18 protein-coding genes and 1 riboswitch are annotated in these 19,963 nt (G+C 64.3%); of the genes, 8 read left to right on the top strand and 10 right to left on the bottom strand.

Going from position 1 to position 19,963, the window contains the following annotated elements:
• Positions 1–221 precede the first annotated feature (221 nt).
• Positions 222–1,337: a ribonucleotide-diphosphate reductase subunit beta gene (locus ACEWQZ_RS13645; protein ID WP_476483654.1), complete on the bottom strand. Its 1,116-nt coding sequence runs from the start codon at positions 1,335–1,337 to the stop codon at positions 222–224.
• 86 nt (positions 1,338–1,423) lie between these two features.
• Positions 1,424–4,009: a ribonucleoside-diphosphate reductase subunit alpha gene (locus ACEWQZ_RS13640; protein WP_476483653.1), complete on the bottom strand. Its 2,586-nt coding sequence runs from the start codon at positions 4,007–4,009 to the stop codon at positions 1,424–1,426.
• A 200-nt stretch (positions 4,010–4,209) separates the two neighbouring features.
• Positions 4,210–4,453: riboswitch (cobalamin riboswitch) on the bottom strand.
• A 394-nt stretch (positions 4,454–4,847) separates the two neighbouring features.
• On the opposite strand from ACEWQZ_RS13640, the gene ACEWQZ_RS13635 reads away from it, so the two are divergent.
• Positions 4,848–5,288: a DsrE family protein gene (locus ACEWQZ_RS13635; RefSeq protein ID WP_476483652.1), complete on the top strand. Its 441-nt coding sequence runs from the start codon at positions 4,848–4,850 to the stop codon at positions 5,286–5,288.
• A gap of 152 nt (positions 5,289–5,440) precedes the next feature.
• Here ACEWQZ_RS13635 and ACEWQZ_RS13630 read toward each other — a convergent pair whose 3' ends face one another.
• Positions 5,441–6,241 carry an undecaprenyl-diphosphate phosphatase gene (locus tag ACEWQZ_RS13630; RefSeq protein ID WP_476483651.1) on the bottom strand — a complete coding sequence of 267 codons (801 nt, stop codon included), beginning with the start codon at positions 6,239–6,241 and terminating at the stop codon, positions 5,441–5,443.
• A 118-nt stretch (positions 6,242–6,359) separates the two neighbouring features.
• On the opposite strand from ACEWQZ_RS13630, the gene ACEWQZ_RS13625 reads away from it, so the two are divergent.
• Positions 6,360–7,085: a DUF1499 domain-containing protein gene (locus ACEWQZ_RS13625; protein WP_476483650.1), complete on the top strand. Its 726-nt coding sequence runs from the start codon at positions 6,360–6,362 to the stop codon at positions 7,083–7,085.
• Between the two features lie 19 nt (positions 7,086–7,104).
• On the opposite strand, the gene ACEWQZ_RS13620 is transcribed toward ACEWQZ_RS13625, so the two are convergent.
• Positions 7,105–7,518, bottom strand: coding sequence for a PH domain-containing protein (locus ACEWQZ_RS13620; protein WP_476483649.1), 414 nt, complete (start codon positions 7,516–7,518; stop codon positions 7,105–7,107).
• 319 nt (positions 7,519–7,837) lie between these two features.
• Between ACEWQZ_RS13620 and ACEWQZ_RS13615 the strand changes: the two genes are divergently transcribed.
• Positions 7,838–9,034, top strand: coding sequence for an RtcB family protein (locus tag ACEWQZ_RS13615; RefSeq protein WP_476483648.1), 1,197 nt, complete (start codon positions 7,838–7,840; stop codon positions 9,032–9,034).
• 13 nt (positions 9,035–9,047) lie between these two features.
• Positions 9,048–9,494 carry a YkgJ family cysteine cluster protein gene (locus tag ACEWQZ_RS13610; RefSeq protein ID WP_476483647.1) on the top strand — a complete coding sequence of 149 codons (447 nt, stop codon included), beginning with the start codon at positions 9,048–9,050 and terminating at the stop codon, positions 9,492–9,494.
• A 19-nt stretch (positions 9,495–9,513) separates the two neighbouring features.
• Here the strand turns inward: ACEWQZ_RS13610 and queG are convergent, their stop codons facing one another.
• Entirely contained in the window at positions 9,514–10,596 is a 1,083-nt protein-coding gene (gene queG, locus ACEWQZ_RS13605; protein ID WP_476483646.1) for a tRNA epoxyqueuosine(34) reductase QueG, read from the bottom strand.
• Here queG and ACEWQZ_RS13600 point away from each other — a divergent pair.
• From ACEWQZ_RS13600 to ACEWQZ_RS13590, 3 genes are all read left to right on the top strand, one after another.
• Entirely contained in the window at positions 10,588–12,069 is a 1,482-nt protein-coding gene (locus ACEWQZ_RS13600) for an NAD(P)H-hydrate dehydratase (protein WP_476483645.1), read from the top strand. The genes queG and ACEWQZ_RS13600 overlap by 9 nt on opposite strands.
• Positions 12,066–12,524, top strand: a complete 459-nt coding sequence (gene tsaE / locus ACEWQZ_RS13595) for a tRNA (adenosine(37)-N6)-threonylcarbamoyltransferase complex ATPase subunit type 1 TsaE (RefSeq protein ID WP_476483644.1) — start codon at positions 12,066–12,068, stop codon at positions 12,522–12,524. Before ACEWQZ_RS13600 ends, tsaE begins: the two co-directional genes overlap by 4 nt.
• Before the next feature lie 81 nt (positions 12,525–12,605).
• On the top strand, positions 12,606–14,108 hold the full coding sequence (locus ACEWQZ_RS13590; protein WP_476483643.1) for an aminotransferase class III-fold pyridoxal phosphate-dependent enzyme: 1,503 nt from the start codon (positions 12,606–12,608) through the stop codon (positions 14,106–14,108).
• A 43-nt stretch (positions 14,109–14,151) separates the two neighbouring features.
• Here ACEWQZ_RS13590 and ACEWQZ_RS13585 read toward each other — a convergent pair whose 3' ends face one another.
• From ACEWQZ_RS13585 to gltX, 4 genes are all read right to left on the bottom strand, one after another.
• The gene (locus ACEWQZ_RS13585; RefSeq protein WP_476483642.1) at positions 14,152–14,322 is read right to left on the bottom strand and encodes a hypothetical protein; all 171 of its coding nucleotides are present in this window, start codon (positions 14,320–14,322) and stop codon (positions 14,152–14,154) included.
• A 147-nt stretch (positions 14,323–14,469) separates the two neighbouring features.
• Entirely contained in the window at positions 14,470–15,438 is a 969-nt protein-coding gene (locus ACEWQZ_RS13580; protein WP_476483641.1) for a helix-turn-helix transcriptional regulator, read from the bottom strand.
• The gene (locus tag ACEWQZ_RS13575; RefSeq protein ID WP_476483640.1) at positions 15,435–15,881 is read right to left on the bottom strand and encodes a Fur family transcriptional regulator; all 447 of its coding nucleotides are present in this window, start codon (positions 15,879–15,881) and stop codon (positions 15,435–15,437) included. Before ACEWQZ_RS13575 ends, ACEWQZ_RS13580 begins: the two co-directional genes overlap by 4 nt.
• Before the next feature lie 260 nt (positions 15,882–16,141).
• Entirely contained in the window at positions 16,142–17,572 is a 1,431-nt protein-coding gene (gltX, locus tag ACEWQZ_RS13570; protein WP_476483661.1) for a glutamate--tRNA ligase, read from the bottom strand.
• A 161-nt stretch (positions 17,573–17,733) separates the two neighbouring features.
• On the opposite strand from gltX, the gene mltF reads away from it, so the two are divergent.
• The gene (mltF, locus tag ACEWQZ_RS13565; protein ID WP_476483639.1) at positions 17,734–19,227 is read left to right on the top strand and encodes a membrane-bound lytic murein transglycosylase MltF; all 1,494 of its coding nucleotides are present in this window, start codon (positions 17,734–17,736) and stop codon (positions 19,225–19,227) included.
• Positions 19,228–19,245: 18 nt separating this feature from the next.
• Here the strand turns inward: mltF and dnaQ are convergent, their stop codons facing one another.
• Positions 19,246–19,959: a DNA polymerase III subunit epsilon gene (gene dnaQ, locus ACEWQZ_RS13560; protein WP_476483638.1), complete on the bottom strand. Its 714-nt coding sequence runs from the start codon at positions 19,957–19,959 to the stop codon at positions 19,246–19,248.
• Positions 19,960–19,963: the final 4 nt, after the last annotated feature.

The raw sequence follows: 19,963 nt of genomic DNA, 5'->3' as shown, positions 1-19,963 counted from the left end.
CGTGGATTTCTAGCCGCAACCGCCCTGCGCCGACGCAGGGCGGACGGGCGCCGCGGCAGGACTGAACCCGCGGCGGGGTTTAGGCAGCGGCGGCACCCACCCGCGCCCGGGGGGCGGCCGCCCCCCGCGCGCGGGTGGGTTCCGCCGCGCCCCAAAACCCGCCGGGGGCTCAGCCCGCCCCGGGCGCCCGTCCGCCCTGCGTCGGCGCAGGGCGGTTGCGGCTAGAAATCCACGTCGAATACTGCGTCTTCATCGTCGCGCTGCATAACGCCGACCTTGTACTGCGCGGTATCCTCTTCCTGATTGGAAGCCTGGATCTTGCTCATGTCCAGCCAGTTTTCCATGTACTTGAGCGGGTTTTCATGAACCAGGGGGAAACTCACTTCCGCTTCAAGACCAAGGAATGACGCCACGTCCGTGGCCGCGAAGTAGACCCAGTCGAGCATCATTTCACAGGTGATGCCGGTCAACTCGCGGCCTTCCGAAAAAGCGTAGCGTGTCCACTCAGCCTCACTTCGAGTGACCTCCTCGATGATGGCCACGATGCGCTCGCGGCACTGTTCGAAAGCGGTGCGCCCGCGCTCGGTCCTGTAGAGCGCCCGCAGCACCTCCTTGCCATAGGTCACGTGCACCTCGAACTCATCCTGGGCGATCTTCTGTATTGCCTTGCCGATGGGCTGGAACAGACCGGTGCCTTCGCAGATGCCGAATGTAACGGCAAACGAAGCCATGAACTGAATACGCTCCATGCACAAAAGACCGACAATGAACAGGTAGACGGCATTGAAGGTTTCCTGGTTGTTCGGCCGGGCGCCGCGGGCGTAGTCGTAGCTGACCTGCCAGGCCTCATCGAAGACTTCGGTTACGACCTTGAGCCGCGCCATGGCCTCCTGAACCGCCAGGATGTCATCGAGAATCTCGTCGGGATCGTCGAAGCTGTTGCGCACGATCTCGGAATACGTGGCCGCATGCACGATTTCATTGCGGGTGATTTCCAGCCAGCCTGCCCAGGCCTCGCTGCTGGTACAAACCGGCCCGAGCACCCCGGCAATGGAGCGCGCGGCCACGCTGTCGGCTTCCCACTGCCAGGCCAGGGTCTTGACCATCATGTCCCAGGTGGTCTTGTCACAGGTCTTGAACTGCACGTTGCAGGGCGCGTAGTCAAACTCGTTTTCGTCCCAGTCCTGAGACTTGAGCGTCTTGTAAAGCTTCCACAGCTCCGGGTAGGACTTGTTGATGGTATCGAACAGCCCGGGCGCTTCGCCGAGAAGGATCTCCGGCTTTGCGTAGTCAGTCTTTTCGGTGTTGAAGATCTTGTCTGGCAACACGGTAGTCATCAATTAAACTCCTCGAACTTGATGTGACCTGATCGGCTTCGCCGAGCAGGAAAAAATACGAACAAACAACAAGCGCGGCACTGCCGTTACAGCGTGCAGCTGTCACAACCGTTTGTGTCTTCGGCATCGGTCATGCTGCCGGCGTTGGCAATGGACTTGTCGGAGGCCACGTTCGAGTTGTAGTAGTAGCGCGTCTTCAGGCCATACTTGAACATCGCCAGATAGTGCGAGAGCAATTCGCTGCTGCTGACCTTGCTGTCGTCGGCAATCCGCCGCCACAAGTCGGCCGAGATGGCCTGATCGGTAAACTTCTGAAACACGGCATAAGCCTTGATCATGTCGATCTCGGCAATATCCCAGGCCGATTGATAAGCCACCTGCGGGTCGTCGCTGTCCGGTGCCGCCCAGCGCACCGTCACGCTGCCGTCGGTCTTGCCGAGTACCACATCACGCACCGGGTAGATCGAGTTGGGCTGGCCCAGCGCTTTGGAAGACGATTCACCCGGCATGAAAGCCACCAGGCAGGAGTGACCAATGCCGCCGTTGGCGACCACCTCGGCGCGCAGGGCTTCCCAGTCGTAGCGGTATTCGAAATCACCCAGCTCATCGACATTGCGATTGTAGGTATCGATCGGCAGCCAGCCGTCGGGCCATTTCGTCTTGTGTATCCAGCGCGGCTTGCCGCGCTCCCGAGCCAGGCGAAGCGAAGCACGAATGGCGTGGTACATGTGTCGCTCGGCGATGTGGTGCAGCTCCTCGCGGCCGCGACGAGTGTCGAATTGCAGTCTCCTGCGCGCCATGTGCGCCGCCACGCCCATCAAACCCACACCGGCGTTCATCCGCGCGCGGGCGGTCACGCCGACATGAGGCAAAACGTAGTCGGCATGATCGATACAGTAGTCGATCATCTTGAGCGTCAGATACATCGCCTCCTGATAGGCCTCGTCATCGCCGTCGGGCAAGTTGTCCAGCGCAATGGCGCCCAGCGAACACAGAGCCACCTCGGGCTCCGGGTAGCTTTCAAGCACGCCAGCCACCTTGATGCCGGCACATTCGGCACGACTGCCACGGCGCTTGCCCGCCAGCTGATCCCCGGCCTCGAGCTCTCCGGCAAACACCCTGCGTCCACAAGACAGCCTCAGTTCCTGATTGAAGTTGAAATAATGCGCGCCGCCGTGCTCGTCGGCCACGGTGATACGCCCGACCTCTTCACTGCTGTAGAGGTCGCGCATGTCCTGATAAGGGCGGTTGGGCTCACAGATCTCCAGACACAGGTTGCTTGAATGAATCGGCTCCTTGAACGGCGTATGGCGATTGATCTCGTCGATGTTGGCCAGATACGCCACGCCGGTTTCAAGCGCCTCGTTGAGCGCGGTCAGAACCAGATCACGCGGGCTGAACCATTGTTTTTCGAATGACTCATCCCGCTCCAGACGGGCATACTCGCGGGCAAAGCCCTTGGCATCTCCGCTGAAGAACAGCTCGGTCAGCGTGGGTGCATTGTGCACGTTGAAGGAAAACGCGCGCTCATTGCGCGCCGCCCGGGCGGCAAACAGGCGGTTGGTGACCAGCGCATAATGCAGATCGCGATTCTTGCGGTCTTCGGTGCTGCGCGGATTGCGCAAATGAGCAATCACCTCGGCCTCGGGATCGAAGCCCGAATAATAGGTCGTGCAGGCGCCGCCGCGACCGGCCTGCATATTGGCGCGAATGGCCTTGCCCATCGCGGCAAAGTACGGCAGCTTGCCCATGTGCTCAATGGCCCCGCCACGCACCGGGTCGCCCTTGCTGCGGGTAATGATGTGGCTGCCGATCCCGGCCGAAGCCGCCGTCATGCGATAGGCAATGTGGTCGCCGATGGCAAGCGACTGTTCGGTATCACCGCTGACATAAAGGCAGCATGACGCGAAACCGCGCAGACGCGTTCCAAGGTTGACATAGTTGGGCGTGGGCGCGGAGATCAGCTTGCGGTAAAAGGCGCGGTAATAGCGCTCGACCAGCGCCATGCGCTCTTCGGCAGGCGCATGCTCGGCCAGAGCCATGGCCATGCGCATGTACACAAACTGCTGGGTTTCATATTCCTGACCGGTAATACGGTTTTGCAAACTGTATTTGCGGCGCAGGTAGTGCAGCGAAAAGTGCGGTGTCTCATAGTCGCGCTTGTGATCGATCCATGTATTGGCCAGCGCGTACTCTTCCCCATCATAGGCCAGCGGCTTCATGATGCCATCCTCGACCATGCGTTCGTGCAGCGCGGCCAGAGTCGGGATACGTGAGCCATGAATGGTCTTGTGCAGATGCGATGCATACAAGCGCCCGGCCATCAGGTACCACGACCAGGTGTCGTGATCGAGACAGCTGCGGATGAGCTTTTCCTGCAGCTCGGCGCTGGGCGCGGTTTCCGGCATGGCGCTGACGGCGTCAATGACCGCAGCCGACCAGTCGACTTGCCGGCCGATATTGGCCGCTGCCCACTGCCCCCAACCGTTGACCTTGCCGGGAATATAGGGCTCGACGCGACCATCACGCTTGATGATGTTTTTCAGCCCGCTGTGATGATGCTCGCCCGTCTTGCCATCATGCGTATGCGCTTTATCGCTGGCGCAGGAGGCACGGGTGGAAGAAGAGCGCTCAGCCGTCTCCGGCTGCGCTGAGAGTTCGGAATAATCCATGATTTGACTCCGTTTGCGGCGCGCAGGAACGTTCAGTTCACTGACGCTGCGGCACATTCTCCTGCTCCCTCGCGCAGGACCTGTGGGCAACACCGCTTTCGGAGAACGTCGCTTCGGGGCAGGCCGCAACCCGGCGCCATGGAGTCCCCGCGCAACACGCCTCCCCGCGGAAGCGGTTACCCGCGCCGGGCGAGCTTGCAATTGCACCCGACGTGCCGGCAGGTCTTCGGACTTGCGAACGCGGTGCCCTGATCATGCTGATCGATGGAGCCACCTACTCTGCAGCGCTTCCCGGACAATCTGCGGCCCAGTGCTGATGCTGCATTTCGTTTTCGCTTACCGCTGCGGGGCAGTTCCGGACTTGCACCGGATTCCCTATTAAACCCTCGGGCGGTGGTGAACCTTTCCGCACCGCCGTCGAGTACCAGCATGGCACAAGATAATGGGGAACAGACGCACTGTCAACACAACATGTTGCGCATCAGGGAATTCGATCGTTTGCCCGAAAAACAGCCGATGATCACCCTGAAGGGGCTTGCCGAGAAGGCATGAGCCAGCGCTGTCAGCGATAGATGACCGATCCATTGGATACCCAGTCGACAACGCTGCATCATGATAATCTAATATTCCTGCATTACCCGTGCCCCTCAAGCGCGACGGCAGGCAAGCCCTTATTTGCAGCGCACGTGCACGCGGCCCGCACGGTCGTCCCCCACTCAAGGAGACCTCACCATGTCCAATGAAAGGGGAAACAGCCAGTAGCGGCTACGGCTGCACCGACTGGTGTTTTTTCACCAGGGCGCTCTGAACCACCCTCAACCCCAAGGAGAACAACGCGATGATGAACATGCTCAAGACAGTAGTGGCGGCAGCCATGGTTTTCGCCGCCTCGATCGGCGCCCACGCAGCCGATTCACAGAAGGTCGATGAAGTGCTGGTCATCGTGACCAGCGAATCCCTGCAAACCCAGGGCATGGCGATGGTGCTGTCCAGCACGATGGCTCAGCAAGGCGCCAAGGTGAACATCCTGCTGTGTGACACCGCCGGTGATCTGGCGCTGCAGCAATATGACGCGCCCGCGCTCCGGCCAAACAACGTCACCCCGGGCCAGATGATGCGCGGGCTGCTGCAGCAAGGGGCCACTGCCAACGTCTGTGCGCTGTATCTGCCCAACAGCGACTACAGCAAGGAAGACCTGATCGACGGTGTGGGCGTGGCCACGCCACCGGACATGGCCGCGCAGATGCTGGACCCGGGCATCCGCGTTTTCAGCTTCTGAGCCATCCCGGCCAGACACTCGCGTGGCGGCGCTTTCAACGCCGAAGCCGGTGGTCATCAACCCGGCAGGAATGTCATTCCCATTCCTGCCGGGTTGATTTCTGCGCAGAGGCGCGCCCGCGCCCGGCGCCAGCCCAGCACAGTCGTAATCGGTTACAGCAACACCAGCCCGAGCAGCACCAGCCCGAGCACAACGCGGTAGGCAACAAACGGCTGCATGCCGATGCGGCGAATGAACGCCAGGAAATAGTGGATGCAGAGGAAGGTGCTCACCGCCGAGACGACAAAACCGAGCAGCAGCAGCGCCCACGGTGCAGAAAGCTCGGCGACCGACAGATCGCGCAGCCCCAGCACGGTGGCGCCGGTGATCACCGGGATCGACAGCAGGAAGGAAAAGCGGGCCGCGGCTTCGCGCGTCAGGCCCAGAAACAACGCCGCGGTGATGGTGATACCCGAGCGCGAGGTTCCGGGAATCAGCGCCAGCACCTGGGCAAACCCGATGATGAGCACGCCCTTCAAACCCAGCTGATGCTCATCGTGCTCACGCCGCCCGCGCAGATCGGCCCAGCCCAGCACCAGGCCGAAGACGACCAGCGATGCGGCCATGATCCAGATCGCGCGCAACTCTTCTTCGGCCAGATCCTTGAGCAAGAAGCCGAAGACCACGGCCGGCAGGGTACCGATGATGAGCCACCAGGCCAGGCGGGAATCACGATCACCACCGCCCCCGGCCAGCGACCCGAACCAGGAGCGCGCCATGGCCACGAGTTCTCGCCGGAAGTACACCACCACGGCGAGCAGCGACCCGGCATGCAGGATGATGTCGAAGTCCAGGCCCTGATAAGCACCGCCGGTGACCCAGGAATACAGCACCAGATGCGCCTGGCTGGACACCGGCAGGAACTCGGTGAGCCCCTGAACAAGGGCGAGAATGACGGCCTCGAGCCAGTTCATTTGTTGATTCTCCAGTTGTGGCGCTGGCGCCTGCAAGCCATTGATCATGCACGTCGGGTTGACGGTGCGCTGCTATAGTAACGGACGGTTCAGGCCCATGTTGTTGCCGGAGGTAAACATGCGAACGTTGCGCGCCGTCGTTGTCATTCTGGCCTTGCTGGCCCTGCTGACCCTGCTCATCGCCGGGCCGGGCACGCGCCTGGGGCTGTGGGATTTCCGCCTTGGCTTTACCCTGATGCGCTGGGCCGTGTACGGCGGCGTGGCCGCCGCGGCGCTGGCGATCGCGCTGCTGCTGATTCCGACCACGCGCCGCGGCGGAGCGGCGGGTCTGGTCGCCGCGCTGGTCGTTGGCCTGGCCACCGCCGGCATCCCCTGGAGTCTGGCGCAAAGCGCGGGCTCGGTGCCGAAGATTCACGACATCACCACCGACACCGCCGACCCGCCCGAGTTCGTCGCCATTGCGCCGCTGCGAGCCGATGCACCCAACCCGCCCGAGTACGCCGGCGAACAGACGGCGCGCAAGCAGCGCGAGGCCTATCCCGACATTCAGACGCTCAAGATCGACGCCTGGCCGGCCATCGCCTTCGAGCACGCCCTGGCGGTTGCCCGGGCGCAGGGCTGGGAAATCGTCGCGGCCGACGAGGCCCAGGGCCGCATCGAAGCGACCGCCACGACCTTCTGGTTCGGCTTCAAGGACGACGTGGTCATTCGCATCCGCGGCGCGGACGGCGGCAGCGCCGTCGACGTGCGCTCGAAGTCGCGCGTGGGCCTGAGCGATACCGGCACCAACGCCGCGCGCATCCGCGACTACTTCGACGAGCTGCTCGCGCACCTGCAGTCCTGAGCCTTCAAGCAGCGCGTGATCAACGCGCCTGGCGGCGAAGGCTCTCGAGCTCGCGCACGAATGCGTCGCGATCGCGCGGCGAGATCAGCACGACCTGATCCTTGCCGTAGTCGATCCGCAGCCTTTTCAGCGACAGCGCCGGGCTGGCCACCGGATTGTTGGTGGATTTGATGGCGCGAATGTCGGCCAGCGCGATCGTCCACTTGAACGGGCCGCTGCGAATCAGCAGCCGCTCGGGTTCCATGGTGTAACGGGTGCCGAGCAGCACCCAGAGCGTCAGCGCCAGAGCAGCGACCACGATCAGGCTCTGCAGCCGGACCATCGGCCCCCCGCTCATCAGCGTCATGCCGGCGATATAGGCCAGGACCGCCACGCCGCCGGCCAGCGCCGCCAGCAGCCAGGCATCGATTTTCGACTTGTAGACTCTTCGCATCGGCAGCTGACCTGCAGGCTCTTGACGGTAAACGCCTGAATCATAACCGATCCGATTACCACCCCACTGCCCAGGCAATCGCCGCCGCCGGGCGCCGGAAAACGCGGCGCCGACTGGCCCGGTCGGGGGCGTTCATGCTAGTGTATATATGTACAACAAAGTGACTCGCGCCGGCTTTGCGGCCGTTGTGCATATTTCCGATAACTGCGTGATTGCCGCCGCGGCCCCGGCCCCGACGGTCGCTTGCCTGCGCCCGCAAGACCGGCGTGACCCGCACAGGCATCACCCAAGGATCGGCATCAGAAGGAAGGTTGCATTCATGACTGTTCAGACTCAGCCAACGACGGGGCCCTGGCCCATTCGCAGCTGGGCAAAGGATCTCGACCCGGCTGCCCGGCAGCAGCTCGAGAACGCGGCGCAGCTGCCGATCATTCATCGCCACGTTGCCGCCATGGCCGATGCCCATCTGGGCATGGGCTCGACCGTGGGCTCGGTGCTGGCCACCCGCGAAGCCATCATTCCCGCCGCCGTCGGAGTGGACATCGGCTGCGGCATGATGGCGCTGCAGCTGTCCTTGCGGGCCGAAGACCTTGACGAGCGCATGCTCAAGCGCGTGTTCGGCCAGATCTCGCGCGACGTGCCGGTGGGCTTTGCCCAGCACGAGAGCGAGCGCGCGCGGGTGAACGCGGCCAAACGCTTCAAGCCCGGTCTCGAGCGCGTGCTGGCCAAGCACCCCGACGTGATGAAGCGCATGGGCAAACGCTCGAGCTGGGTCCAGCAGATGGGCACGCTCGGCGGCGGTAACCACTTCATCGAAGTGTGCCTGGACGAATCCGGACAGGTCTGGGTGATGCTGCACTCGGGCAGCCGTGGCATCGGCAACGCCATCGGCACCTACTTCATCGAAAAGGCGCGCGAGGACATGATGCGCCTCAACACTCAGCTGCCCGACCGCAACCTGGCCTACCTGCGCGAAGGCACCGAGCACTTCGACGACTACGTCGAAGCCGTCGAGTGGGCGCAGAGCTATGCCCGCCAGAACCGCGAAGAGATGATGCAACTGGTGCTCGAAGGCCTGCGTCGTCATCTGCCGCCGTTCACCATCACCAAGAACGCCGTCAACTGCCACCATAACTACGTGACCCGCGAGCAGCATTTCGGCGACCAGGTGTGGGTGACCCGCAAGGGCGCGATTCGCGCCGGCCGCGGCGAGCTGGGCATCGTGCCCGGCAGCATGGGCACGCGCAGCTACATCGTGCGCGGCCTGGGCAATCCCGACAGCTTCGAATCCAGCGCCCACGGCGCCGGACGGCGCATGAGCCGCACCCAGGCCAGAAAACGCTACACCGCCGACGATCTGAGAAAGCAGACCGAAGGCGTGATCAGCCGCAAGGACAAGGGCGTTGTCGACGAGATTCCGGCGGCCTACAAGGACATCGACGAGGTCATGGAAAACCAGAAGGACCTGACCGAAGTCGTCCACGTCCTGCGCCAGATCGTCAACGTCAAGGGCTGATGGGTTCTGAAACATGCGAGAAAGATTCTGGGAGCACTTCTCCCTGGGTGAGCTCAACCGGAAAGAATGGGAAGCCCTGTGCGACGGCTGCGGCCAGTGCTGCCTGATGCGCGAGAAGGGCAACACCGAAGTCACCGTCTACGGCGTGGCCTGCCCGCTGCTGGACATGGACACGGTGCGCTGCAGCGACTATGAAAACCGGCAGGAGAAGATGCCGCACTGCCATCAGCTCAGCGCCTCCAACGTGCCCCGCTACCACTGGCTGCCCGATACCTGCGCCTATCGCCGCCTGCATTTCGGACAGCCGCTGCCGGCGTGGCACCCGCTGCTGACCGGCAGTCGTGAGCGCATGCGCAAGAAGGGCATCAAGGTCAACCGCTACAGCCTGCCGGCCAGTGCGGTACCGCGGCGACACATGCGCCGGCACGTGATTGCGCGCATCCCGATCCGGGTCGAGTAATCGCCAGGTCCGCGGCGCCCTACCCGGCCTGATGCCGGGCCAGCGCCCACTGCACGTGCTCGCGCACGATCTCCGAAGGATGGGTCAGGCGCGCGCGCAGGGCTTCGACAACCTCGGGCGTGGTCGGTGCGTTGCCCAGGGCCACGGCCAGATTGCGCAGCCAGCCCTCGTGGCCGGTGCGGCGAATGGCGTTGCCCTCGGTGCGCGCAAGAAAAGTAGCCTCGTCCCAGCCGAACAGCTCGACGAGATCGCCGGCATCCAGGTCCTTGCGCGGCGTGAAGTCATCTTCTTCACTGAACTGCGCGTAGCGGTTCCAGGGGCACACCATCTGGCAGTCGTCGCAGCCGAACACGCGGTTGCCCATCAACGGCCGCAGCTCTTCGGGAATCGAGCCCTTGAGCTCGATGGTCAGATAGGAAATGCAGCGACGCGCGTCGAGCTGATACGGCGCCGTGATCGCCTGGGTGGGGCACACGTCGATGCAACGCCGGCAGCTGCCGCAGTGCTGGCTGACCGGCTCGTCCGGCGGCAGCTCCAGGTCGGTAAAGATTTCGCCCAGAAAGAACCAGGAGCCCGCATGACGGCTCAGGACGAGAGTGTGCTTGCCGATCCAGCCCAGCCCGGCCTTTTCCGCCAGCGGCTTTTCCATTATCGGCGCCGAGTCGGTGAACACGCGATGACCGAACGGACCGATCTCGGCCTCGATGCGCTCGGCCAGCTTCTTGAGCCGCTTGCGGATGAGCTTGTGGTAGTCGCGGCCCAGCGCATAGCGCGACACCACCGCGCGCTCGGGCTCGTCGAGCAGCTCGGCGACCGGACGCGCTGTCTCGGGCAGATAGTCCATGCGGGTGACGATGACCGAACGCGTGCCGGGGTGCAGCAGCGCCGGGCGGCTTCGCTTGCGCCCGTGGGCGGCCATCCAGGCCATCTCGCCGTGGCGCCCTTCCGCCAACCAGGCATCCAGGCCCTCTTCGTAACCCGACAGATCAGTGTCGGTCACGCCGACCGCCGAGAAGCCCAGCTCGCGACCCCACTGGCGAATGCGCTCGACCAGCGCGGCAGGGTCCCCGCCGCTTTGCCTATAATCGCGATCATGACTCATGGGCAACATTATCCCACCGTGCCGCTCTACCGTGGCGCCACGGTCGGCGAACTCGACCGCCTGGCCATCGCCGAGCACGGCATCGATGGTTACGAGCTGATGCGCCGGGCCGGACGACGCGCCTTCGAGATCCTGTGCGCCCGCTGGCCCGAAGCCCGGGCGCTGACCATCTGCTGCGGCGGCGGCAACAACGGCGGCGACGGCTACGTCATGGCCCGACTGGCGCGCGAGGCCGGACTGTCGGTTCAGCTGATCGCCATGAAACCAGCCGATGAGCTTGCCGGCAGCGCCGCAAAGGCCGCACGCGACTGGCTGGCCCTCGAGGGCGGCATCGCAGCCCCCGGAGAGCGCCTGCGCGGCGACGTCATCGTCGACGCCCTGCTGGGAACCGGCCTGGACCGGCCGGTACGCGATGACTACGCCCGGCTGATCGAGCACATCAACGACGCCGGCCGCCCGGTGCTGGCCATTGACGTGCCGTCGGGCCTGAGCGCGGATACCGGCGTGCCGCTTGGCCACTGTGTACAGGCCGATGCAACCGTGACATTCATCGGCCGAAAACGCGGGCTGCACACCGGCCAGGCCGGCCGATTCTGCGGCGACGTGCTGTTCGATGCGCTCGACACGCCGGCGGCAATCCACGACGCCGTCGCGCCCGAGGCGACCCTGCTGGATGCGTCACGGCTGCGTTGCTGCCTGCGGCCGCGAGCGGCCGACACCCACAAGGGCACGCTCGGGCGGGTGCTGATAGCCGGCGGCAACCACGGCATGGCCGGCGCGCCGGTGCTGGCCGGCCGTGCGGCGCTGCGCAGCGGCAGCGGCCTGGTCACGCTTGCCACCCGCGCCGACCATGCCACCCTCGCCCCGAGCCTCCAGCCCGAACTGATGAGCCACGGCGTCGACACGCTCGAAGACTTCGAGCAACTGGTCGAGCGCGCCGACGTGCTGGCGCTCGGGCCGGGTCTGGGACAGGACGACTGGGCGCGCGCGCTGTGGCGGCGCGCGGCGGAACATGACAGACCTCTGGTAGTCGATGCCGACGCCCTCAACCTGCTGGCGGCCGAACCGCGGCGGCGCGAGAACTGGATTCTCACCCCGCACCCGGGCGAAGCCGCGCGCCTGCTCGGGTCCGACGTCGCCGCCATCCAGGGCGATCGCTTTGCGGCTGTGTCGGCGCTGGCCGAACGCTTCGACGCCGTGGTGATCCTGAAAGGTCACGGCAGCCTCGTCGCCGGTCCCGGATCGCCGGCGGCCGTGTGCCCGCACGGCAACCCCGCCATGGCCTCGGCCGGCATGGGCGATGCCCTGACCGGCATCGTCGCCTCGCTGCTTGGCCAGGGGCTCACGCCTTTTGATTCCGCCTGCTGTGGCGTGCTTGCCCATGCCCTGGCCGGTGACCGCGCCGCGCGCAAAAAGCGGCAGATACTCGCAAGCGACCTGATCGACGCGCTGGCGCGGGTGCTTCCGGCATGAACGAGGTCCGGACCTACCAGCCCGTTGACGAAGCGGGCACCCTGGCGCTGGGCTCCGAGCTGGTCGCCCTGTTTGCCGCCGGCGGCATTGTTTACCTGTCCGGCGACCTGGGCGCCGGCAAGACCACCCTGGCCCGCGGCATTCTCCGCGCCCTGGGGTTTTCCGGCCGGGTCAAGAGTCCGAGCTACGGACTGATCGAAAGCTATACGGTCGGCGGTCGAGAAATTCACCACCTTGACCTCTATCGCCTCGGCCACGGCGAAGAGATCGAATACCTCGGGCTGGAAGATCTGCTGACCGAAGGCAGCCTGCTGCTGGTCGAGTGGCCCGAGCGCGGCCGGGGCTGGCTGCCGGCCGCAGACTGGCGCGTGCGCATCGACGACCAGGCCGGTGGCGGACGGGTGGTCCGGGTTTTTTCCGCTCCGCCGACCAATGGCGCATCCGGGGGCGGCTGAAAAGGCTTTCTGACCGCTGCCTTGTTATAATGAATGGTTTGACCCGCTGCGACACCAGCCCATACCCTCAAGGAGACGCGCGTGAGCATCATCAGCAAACTCGACACCCTGCGCAAACTCGGCGGCAAGCCGCTGACCACCGGCCTGACCGACGACGTCATCGAACGATTCGCCAACAGCGACCCCCGACTTGGACAGGCGGTCGACGACGCCTTGGGTGTGCTCGAATGCTGGCGCGAAGCCTATCCCGATCTGATCGGTATCGATGAGGCAGCGCAAAAGGAAGCGCTGCAGTCAGGCTACGTCAACTTTTACGCCGATGACTGCGTCAACCCCTACGTGGCGCTGGCCGCACGCGGCCCCTGGATCGTCACCGCCAAGGGCGCGGTGCTGCACGATTCGGGCGGCTACGGCATGCTCGGCCTGGGCCACGGCCCCGAAGCCGTCCTTCAGGCCATGAATCAGCCGCATGTGATGGCCAATATCATGACGCCGAACTTTTCGCACCAGCGGTTTTTCGATGCCCTGACCGCCGAAATTGGCCATCGCCGCGACAACGGCTGCCCGTTCCACCGCTTTTTGTGCATGAACTCGGGCTCCGAGGCAGTCAGCGTGGCCACCCGTATTTCCGACGTCAACGTCAAGATGATGACCGACCCGGAGGGCCCCAAACCCGGTTACAAACTGCGTCGGCTTTCGCTGGCCGGCAGCTTCCACGGCCGCACCGATCAGCCGGCGCGCTTTTCCGACTCCACGCGCAAGACCTATATCCAGCACCTGGCGTCCTATCGCGACGATGACGCACTGCTGACCGTCGAGCCCAACAATGTCGAACAACTCAAGGAGGTTTTCGACTGGGCCGAAAAGAACAAGGTCTTCATCGAAGCGATGTTCATGGAGCCGGTCATGGGTGAGGGCAACCCGGGCATGGCGATCACGCCCGAGTTTTATACCGAGGCGCGTCGCCTGACCGCCGAGCACGGTACCCTGCTGCTGATGGACTCGATCCAGGCCGGCCTGCGCAGCCAGGGCGTGCTGTCGATCGTCGACTATCCGGGCTTCGAGAGCCTGGAAGCGCCGGACATGGAGACCTACTCCAAGGCCCTCAATGCCGGCCAGTATCCCCTTTCGGTTCTGGCAATGAACACGAAAGCGGCCGATCTCTATCGCAAGGGCGTGTATGGCAATACCATGACCGCCAATCCGCGCGCGCTCGATGTCGGCACCGCCGTTCTGCGCCAGGTCAGCTCCGAGCTGCGCGAGAACATCGTTGCCCGCGGGCAGGACTTCCTGGAGAAGTTCAGCCAGCTGGCCGAAGAGCTCGACGGGCGCATCACCCGGGTTCAGGGCACTGGCCTGCTGTTTTCAGTCGAACTCGACAACCAGCGCTACAAGGCCTTCGGCGAAAACTCCACCGAAGAGTACCTGCGGATGCACGGCATCAACGTGATCCACGGTGGCGCCAACGCCCTGCGCTACACGCCGCCTTTCGGCATCACCTCGGCAGAAGTCGACCTGATTGTCGAAGCCACCCGCGACGCGTTGGTCAACGGCCCCATGCGCGAATCCGAAAAGGCCGCCTGAAGCAGCCGACCCGGCCCTTGTCGTCACAAGGGCCGGGCCCCACTCAGGCCGGCAACCCGGCCAGAATCAGCAAACCCGCCGCAAGCGCTGCCGCCAGGCTGGCCAGCGCCATGACCTCACCGACCATTACGCCCAGCTGGCGAGCACGCTGGCGAATCGAAGCGCGACGCTGCGCCCGCGAACGGGCCTGCGGCATCCTCAAGGCAATCTGCATGGCTGTACTCCATCACTTCAACGTGATGCCAGTTCAGCACGCGGGTTTCTCAAAAGCTGAGAATGGCGGCCTGAGGCTTGCGCGACCGCCTGAACATCGTGCTTCGTGAGTTCCTCCCGGCACCGCGTGACCGAGCCGTAGCCGCCCTCAGCGATAGTGCTCCAGCCCGGCTTCCAGCTGCGCTGATACTGCCTGGCGGAGAAATTCCGGCGCCACGACTTCGATATCGGCGCCGTAGCGCAGAATCTCCATCACCAGCTCACGACTGCGTCCGAAGGGAACCGTCAGTTCGAAGCGACCGTCGGGCAGCCAGTGCCCGCGCTGCTGAGCGTGCCAGACCTCGTCGGCGGCCCAGCGCGCTGCTTCGGGGCTGAAGCGCAGCACGGCCTCGTGTTCAGCCGGTCCGGAGAAAATGCCGAAAGCCTGATCGAAGTGACGAGCGATGTCCTCGTCGGACAGCTCGATGCTTTCTTCCTCAAGGCGATGAATGTGGCGAATCCGCTCGAGCGCGAAGCTGCGCAAGCCCTCCGAGCGATGGCACCAGGCGTCGAGATACCAGCGATCGCGATAGCCGGTCAGCCGCTGTGGCGAGATCTCGCGCTCGCTGACATCGTCGCGACGCCGCCCATGGTAGGTGATGACCAGCCGTTCGCGCCGGAACAGTGCCTGCATGACATCCTCGAACAGTTCGGCCGGCACTGGCCGGCCGGCGTCGGGTCGCAGGTTGATGCGCTCAGGCTGAGCCGAAAAATCTAGGCCTTGTGCATCGAGCAGCTGGTTGATGCGCTGCTGCACGCCGGCCAGCTCGTCTTCGAGCAGACCGGGCTGGACGTTGCCGAGCACGTGGCGGGCGGTCAGCAGGGCCTGCAGCTCTTCGGGGCTGATCCACAAGCCCGGCAGCTCGAAGTTGCCGGCCAGGCTGCGGTCGTAATAGAAGCCCCGGCCCTCGGGGTCCTGCTCCAGCGGCGCGCCGAGGTGATCGCGCAGCTCGTTGATCAGGCGATACAGCGTTGCCTGGCTGCAGCCCAGCCTTTCCATCAGATCGTGGCGGTTGATCGGCGTGCGGCGCTGACGCAGAAGGTCGTGCAGATGGTAAAGACGTTCGCGCCGGCTCAAGGATGGTGCGCCTCGTGACAGCCCTGGCACAGGCCATAGATTTCGAGGACCTGGCGATCCGGGTGAAAGGCCTTCTCCTCGGCTGCCTCGCGCAGGTGCCGCGTCAGCGAAGCATCATGCAGTTCGATCACCGTCTGGCACTCATCGCAGATCAGGAACTGGCCCTGATGCGATTCGGCCGGATGAAAGCAGCTGACGAAAGCGCTGAGTGACTCGAGGCGATGAATGAAATGGTTTTCGAGCAGAAAGTCCAGCGCCCGGTAGACCGTCGGCGGCGCCGCATTGGGTTGCTCGGCCTTGAGCCGATCGAGCAGATCATAGGCCTTGACCGGTCCGTCGGCGTCGAGCACCAGCTCGAGCACCCGCCGACGCGTCGGCGTCAGCCGCAATCCGCGCTGGCGGCAGCGCTGTTCAACCTCACGAACAACCCTATTCGAATCCATACCGGGATTCTATCAGGGCGGCCTGGGAAAACCTCGGAAACGCAAAAACGCAAAGAAAAACCCGGGAACCACGGAAATCACGGAAGACACGGAACAGAACCTGTAGAAGCTGACCGAGCAGAGAAGTTTCCGAGCTGGATGGCACCTTAATCGATAAGCCAAGCCTGCCAATCTCTGCTCCGTGCTTTCCGTGTCTTCCGTGGTTCCAGTACGTTTTCTTCTTTGCTTCTTCGCGTCTTCGCGTTTCAAGAATCTTGTTTTCAGCTCTGCGCCGCGGCGCGCTCGGCGATGAAGGCCAGCGCCCGGTCGATGCGGGCCAGGCTGCGTTCGCGCCCCATCAGCCACAGGGTCTTGTCGATGGACGGCGACTCGCCGTGGCCCATCAGCGCCACGCGCAGGGGCATGCCGATCTTGCCGAAGCCGATCTCGAGCGCGTCGACGGTGGCCTGGACCGCCGCCTGGAGATCCGCCGGCGCCCAGTTCGTCAAGGCCGCCAGGCGATCGCGCAGCTCGCTCAGCGGCTCGGCAGCCACCGGGCGCAGATGTTTTTTCGCGGCGGCGTGCTCGTAGTCGGCAAAGTCCGCGTAAAACGGCCGGCTGCGCTCGACCAGTTCGACCAGGGTCTCGACACGTTCTGCCTGCACCGGAATCAGATCGGCCAGTGGCGGACCATTCTCGGCGCGCAACCCGGCGCGCTGCAGATGCCAGAGCAGCTCGGAATGCACCTGATCACGATCGCCCTCGCGCAGGTAGTGATGATTGAGCCAGTTGAGCTTGAGCGTGTCGAAGCGCGAGGCCTTGTGGTTGACGTCGGTGATATCGAACAGCTTGATCAGATCCGCACGCGAAAAAACTTCCTGATCGCCGTGCGACCAGCCCAGGCGAGCCAGATAGTTGATCATGGCATCGGGCAGGTAGCCCTGCTCGCGCCAGGCCATGACGCCGACCGCCCCGTGGCGCTTGGACAGCCGGGCGCCGTCGTCGCCGAGAATCATCGGTACGTGGGCGAACTCGGGCGGCTCGACATCGAGCGCGCGATAGATATTGATCTGGCGCGGCGTGTTGTTGATGTGATCGTCGCCGCGGATGACCAGGTTGATGCCCATGTCGAGATCGTCGATGACTACGGCAAAGTTGTAGGTCGGCGAACCATCGGCGCGCATGATCACCAGATCGTCGAGCTCGCTGTTGGCCACCTCGATGGGCCCGCGCACGCGATCGCGAAACAGGACCGTTCCGGCAAGCGGGTTGCGAAAGCGAATGACCGGCTCGACGCCCTCGGGAGCCTGCTCGAGATCGCGGCAGTGGCCGTCGTAGCGCGGCTTTTCGCCGGCATCCATGGCGCGCTCACGCAGGCGCTCCAGGCGCTCTTTCGAGCAATAGCAGGGATAGGCCTGTTCGTTTTCGAGCAGGCGGTCAACCACTTCGCGGTAACGCGCCATGCGCTCGCTCTGGTAGAACGGACCCTCATCGGCATCCAGGCCGAGCCAGGCCATGCCATCGAGGATGGCCTGCACCGACTCGGCGGTGGAGCGCTGGCGGTCAGTGTCCTCGATGCGCAGCACGAATTGCCCGCCGGTGGCACGGGCCGCCAGCCAGCAAAACAGCGCGGTGCGAGCACCGCCAATGTGCAGAAAGCCGGTGGGAGACGGCGCAAAGCGCGTCCGGATCGGTTGAGTATCGCGGGCCATGAGCGAGTCGATCAAGAAGGGGGAAAGCCGGTTATTCTAGCAGAGGCAACCGGCTTAAGCTGGGCCGCCAAATCCGCTATAAAGGGCACCTCAGACTTGCTTTCCGCCAGGCGCATGACTTCACGACACTTCCGGCTCCTGTCCATCGCAGCGGCGGTCAGATGAACCGCGCCGAGCCACACGCGGCTGAAGAACCGCCGGGGCGGCTGCAATCGCTGCGGCCACGGCTGCGGGCGCTCGGCCAGCTGCTGCTGATCGCGGTCGTGGTCGTGGCGGCGACCACCTCCGGCGACAGCGGCCTCAATCAGGTTGAACGGATCCATGCGCGCGGCAGCCTGACCATGCTGACGGTCAACGGCGCCTCGACCTACTATCTCGGCGCCGAAGACGAAACCGGCTTCGAATACGAGCTGGCGCTGGCTTTCGCACGCTATCTGGACGTTCCGCTGGAGGTGATTGTCGTTCCCAGCGTGGCTGACCTGGTGCCGGCCCTGCTCGAAGGGCGCGGTGACTTCGTGGCCGCGAACCTCACGCGCACGCCCCAGCGCCAGCCCCGGCTGCGCTTTGGTCCGGCCTACGAAACGGTCGTACCGACCGTGGTCTATCGTCGCGGCACGCCACGCCCGCGCTCGATTGAAGAGATGACCGCTGGCCGGCTGGCGGTGATGGAGGGTACGGTCTATCCGCCGTTGCTGTCGCGTCAAGAAGCGGCCATCGAGCCCGAGATCCGCCCGCATGCGAGCATCGAGGACCTGTTCGAAGCCATCAGCAACGAGGAAATCGACTACACCATCATCGATTCCAATATTCTGGAGCTCAATCGCCGTTTCTTTCCCGCCATTCGCCCGGCCTTCGAGCTGGGCGAGCCTCAGCCGCTGGCCTGGGCCACACCGCGCAACAACGACGACTCCCTGGTCCAGGCCATGCGCGAGTTCTTCCTGGTGGCCGAAGCTGATTCCTTGCTCGTCGAGCTGCGGGAGCGCCACTACGGGCATATCGAGAACTACAAACCGGTGGGCACGTTCACGTTCATGCGCCAGATTCGCAATCGCCTGCCGGCGCTGCGCCCCTTTTTCGAGCAGGCGGCCGAGGCCCATGAGCTGGACTGGCGGCTGCTGGCGGCCGTCGGCTATCAGGAGTCGCACTGGAGCCCGTCGGCAGTCTCGCGCACCGGCGTTCGTGGCGTGATGATGCTGACACGGCGAACGGCGCAGCAGCTGGGCATCAACAATCGCGTGGACGCCAGACAAAGCATCATGGGCGGCGCACGCTACCTCAAATCAATGATCGGTCGGGTACCGGATCGCATCGACAATCCCGATCGGCTGTGGCTGGCTCTGGCCGCCTACAACATAGGCTACGGGCACCTGGAAGACGCGCGGGTACTCACCGAGATTCGCGGCGGCGACCCCGACCGCTGGGTCGACGTGCGCGAATCACTGCCGCTGCTGACTCAGGAACGCTGGTACAAGCAGACCCGCCACGGCTATGCGCGCGGCTACGAGCCGGTGCAGTATGTGGAAAACGTGCGCACCTTTTATGAAATCCTGCTGTGGATGGACGGGCGCGATCACCCGCTGCTGGTCGATGCGAAGTCGTCGGAAAAGCCTGATGGACAGGGCGCCGAATCAGCAACCGGCGGCCCCGACAGCTGACGGCGGGCTGCGCGGCGCTCAGTCGTCAGCCAAGGACTCCTGCCAGAGGCAGTGGCCGGCGCTCTCGCGGATGGCTTCCAGCCTCCGGCGATGGGCAGAAAGCTCGGCATCGCCGGCGCGGCGAACCACCAGCCTGGAAACATCCACGTCGACCAGCATGGCGCTGCTGTCGGCGCGGTCGTCGCTCTCCGTCGACAGCTCCAGCGCCAGGTCGACCTGTCCCCCGGTCATTGCCAGATAGACTTCGGCCAGCAGCTCGGCGTCAAGCAGCGCGCCGTGCAGCTCGCGCCCGGAGTTGTCCACTTCGTAGCGCTTGCACAGAGCGTCGAGGCTGACGCGCTGGCCGGGGTGCAGCTCGCGCGCCAGCGCCAGGGTATCCATCACCGTGGCGTGGTCAGTCACCCGGACCGGATCGGGCAGCCGGGCGAGCTCCGAATCCAGAAAGGCAAGGTCGAAGGCGGCGTTGTGAATGATCAGCTCGGCGCCAACAATGAACTCGATGAAATCTTCCGCCAGCTCGGCAAAGCGCGGTTTGTCGGCCAAGAACTCGTTGCTGATGCCGTGAACGGCCATTGCGCCTTCATCGACATCGCGATCGGGATTGATGTACACGTGAAAGCTGCGCCCGGTCTGGCGCCGCTCGATCATCTCCAGCGCGCCGATCTCGATGATGCGGTGCCCCTGTTCTGGCTCCAGGCCGGTGGTTTCGGTGTCAAGAACGATTTGTCGCATGGGG

This window comes from Wenzhouxiangella sp. YN1, assembly GCF_056324145.1.
The sequence above is the reverse complement of the archived record's forward strand: the minus strand, read 5'-3'. Positions and strand labels throughout refer to the sequence as shown.

Excerpts from the sequence above, each read along its gene's own strand:
- ACEWQZ_RS13645 (WP_476483654.1), bottom strand. The coding sequence starts at position 1,337 with ATGACTACCGTGTTGCCAGACAAGATCTTCAACACCGAAAAGACTGAC.
- ACEWQZ_RS13640 (WP_476483653.1), bottom strand. The coding sequence starts at position 4,009 with ATGGATTATTCCGAACTCTCAGCGCAGCCGGAGACGGCTGAGCGCTCT.
- ACEWQZ_RS13635 (WP_476483652.1), top strand. The coding sequence starts at position 4,848 with ATGATGAACATGCTCAAGACAGTAGTGGCGGCAGCCATGGTTTTCGCC.
- ACEWQZ_RS13630 (WP_476483651.1), bottom strand. The coding sequence starts at position 6,241 with ATGAACTGGCTCGAGGCCGTCATTCTCGCCCTTGTTCAGGGGCTCACC.
- ACEWQZ_RS13625 (WP_476483650.1), top strand. The coding sequence starts at position 6,360 with ATGCGAACGTTGCGCGCCGTCGTTGTCATTCTGGCCTTGCTGGCCCTG.
- ACEWQZ_RS13620 (WP_476483649.1), bottom strand. The coding sequence starts at position 7,518 with ATGCGAAGAGTCTACAAGTCGAAAATCGATGCCTGGCTGCTGGCGGCG.
- ACEWQZ_RS13615 (WP_476483648.1), top strand. The coding sequence starts at position 7,838 with ATGACTGTTCAGACTCAGCCAACGACGGGGCCCTGGCCCATTCGCAGC.
- ACEWQZ_RS13610 (WP_476483647.1), top strand. The coding sequence starts at position 9,048 with ATGCGAGAAAGATTCTGGGAGCACTTCTCCCTGGGTGAGCTCAACCGG.
- ACEWQZ_RS13600 (WP_476483645.1), top strand. The coding sequence starts at position 10,588 with ATGACTCATGGGCAACATTATCCCACCGTGCCGCTCTACCGTGGCGCC.
- queG (WP_476483646.1), bottom strand. The coding sequence starts at position 10,596 with ATGAGTCATGATCGCGATTATAGGCAAAGCGGCGGGGACCCTGCCGCG.
- tsaE (WP_476483644.1), top strand. The coding sequence starts at position 12,066 with ATGAACGAGGTCCGGACCTACCAGCCCGTTGACGAAGCGGGCACCCTG.
- ACEWQZ_RS13585 (WP_476483642.1), bottom strand. The coding sequence starts at position 14,322 with ATGCAGATTGCCTTGAGGATGCCGCAGGCCCGTTCGCGGGCGCAGCGT.
- ACEWQZ_RS13575 (WP_476483640.1), bottom strand. The coding sequence starts at position 15,881 with ATGGATTCGAATAGGGTTGTTCGTGAGGTTGAACAGCGCTGCCGCCAG.
- gltX (WP_476483661.1), bottom strand. The coding sequence starts at position 17,572 with ATGGCCCGCGATACTCAACCGATCCGGACGCGCTTTGCGCCGTCTCCC.
- mltF (WP_476483639.1), top strand. The coding sequence starts at position 17,734 with ATGAACCGCGCCGAGCCACACGCGGCTGAAGAACCGCCGGGGCGGCTG.
- dnaQ (WP_476483638.1), bottom strand. The coding sequence starts at position 19,959 with ATGCGACAAATCGTTCTTGACACCGAAACCACCGGCCTGGAGCCAGAA.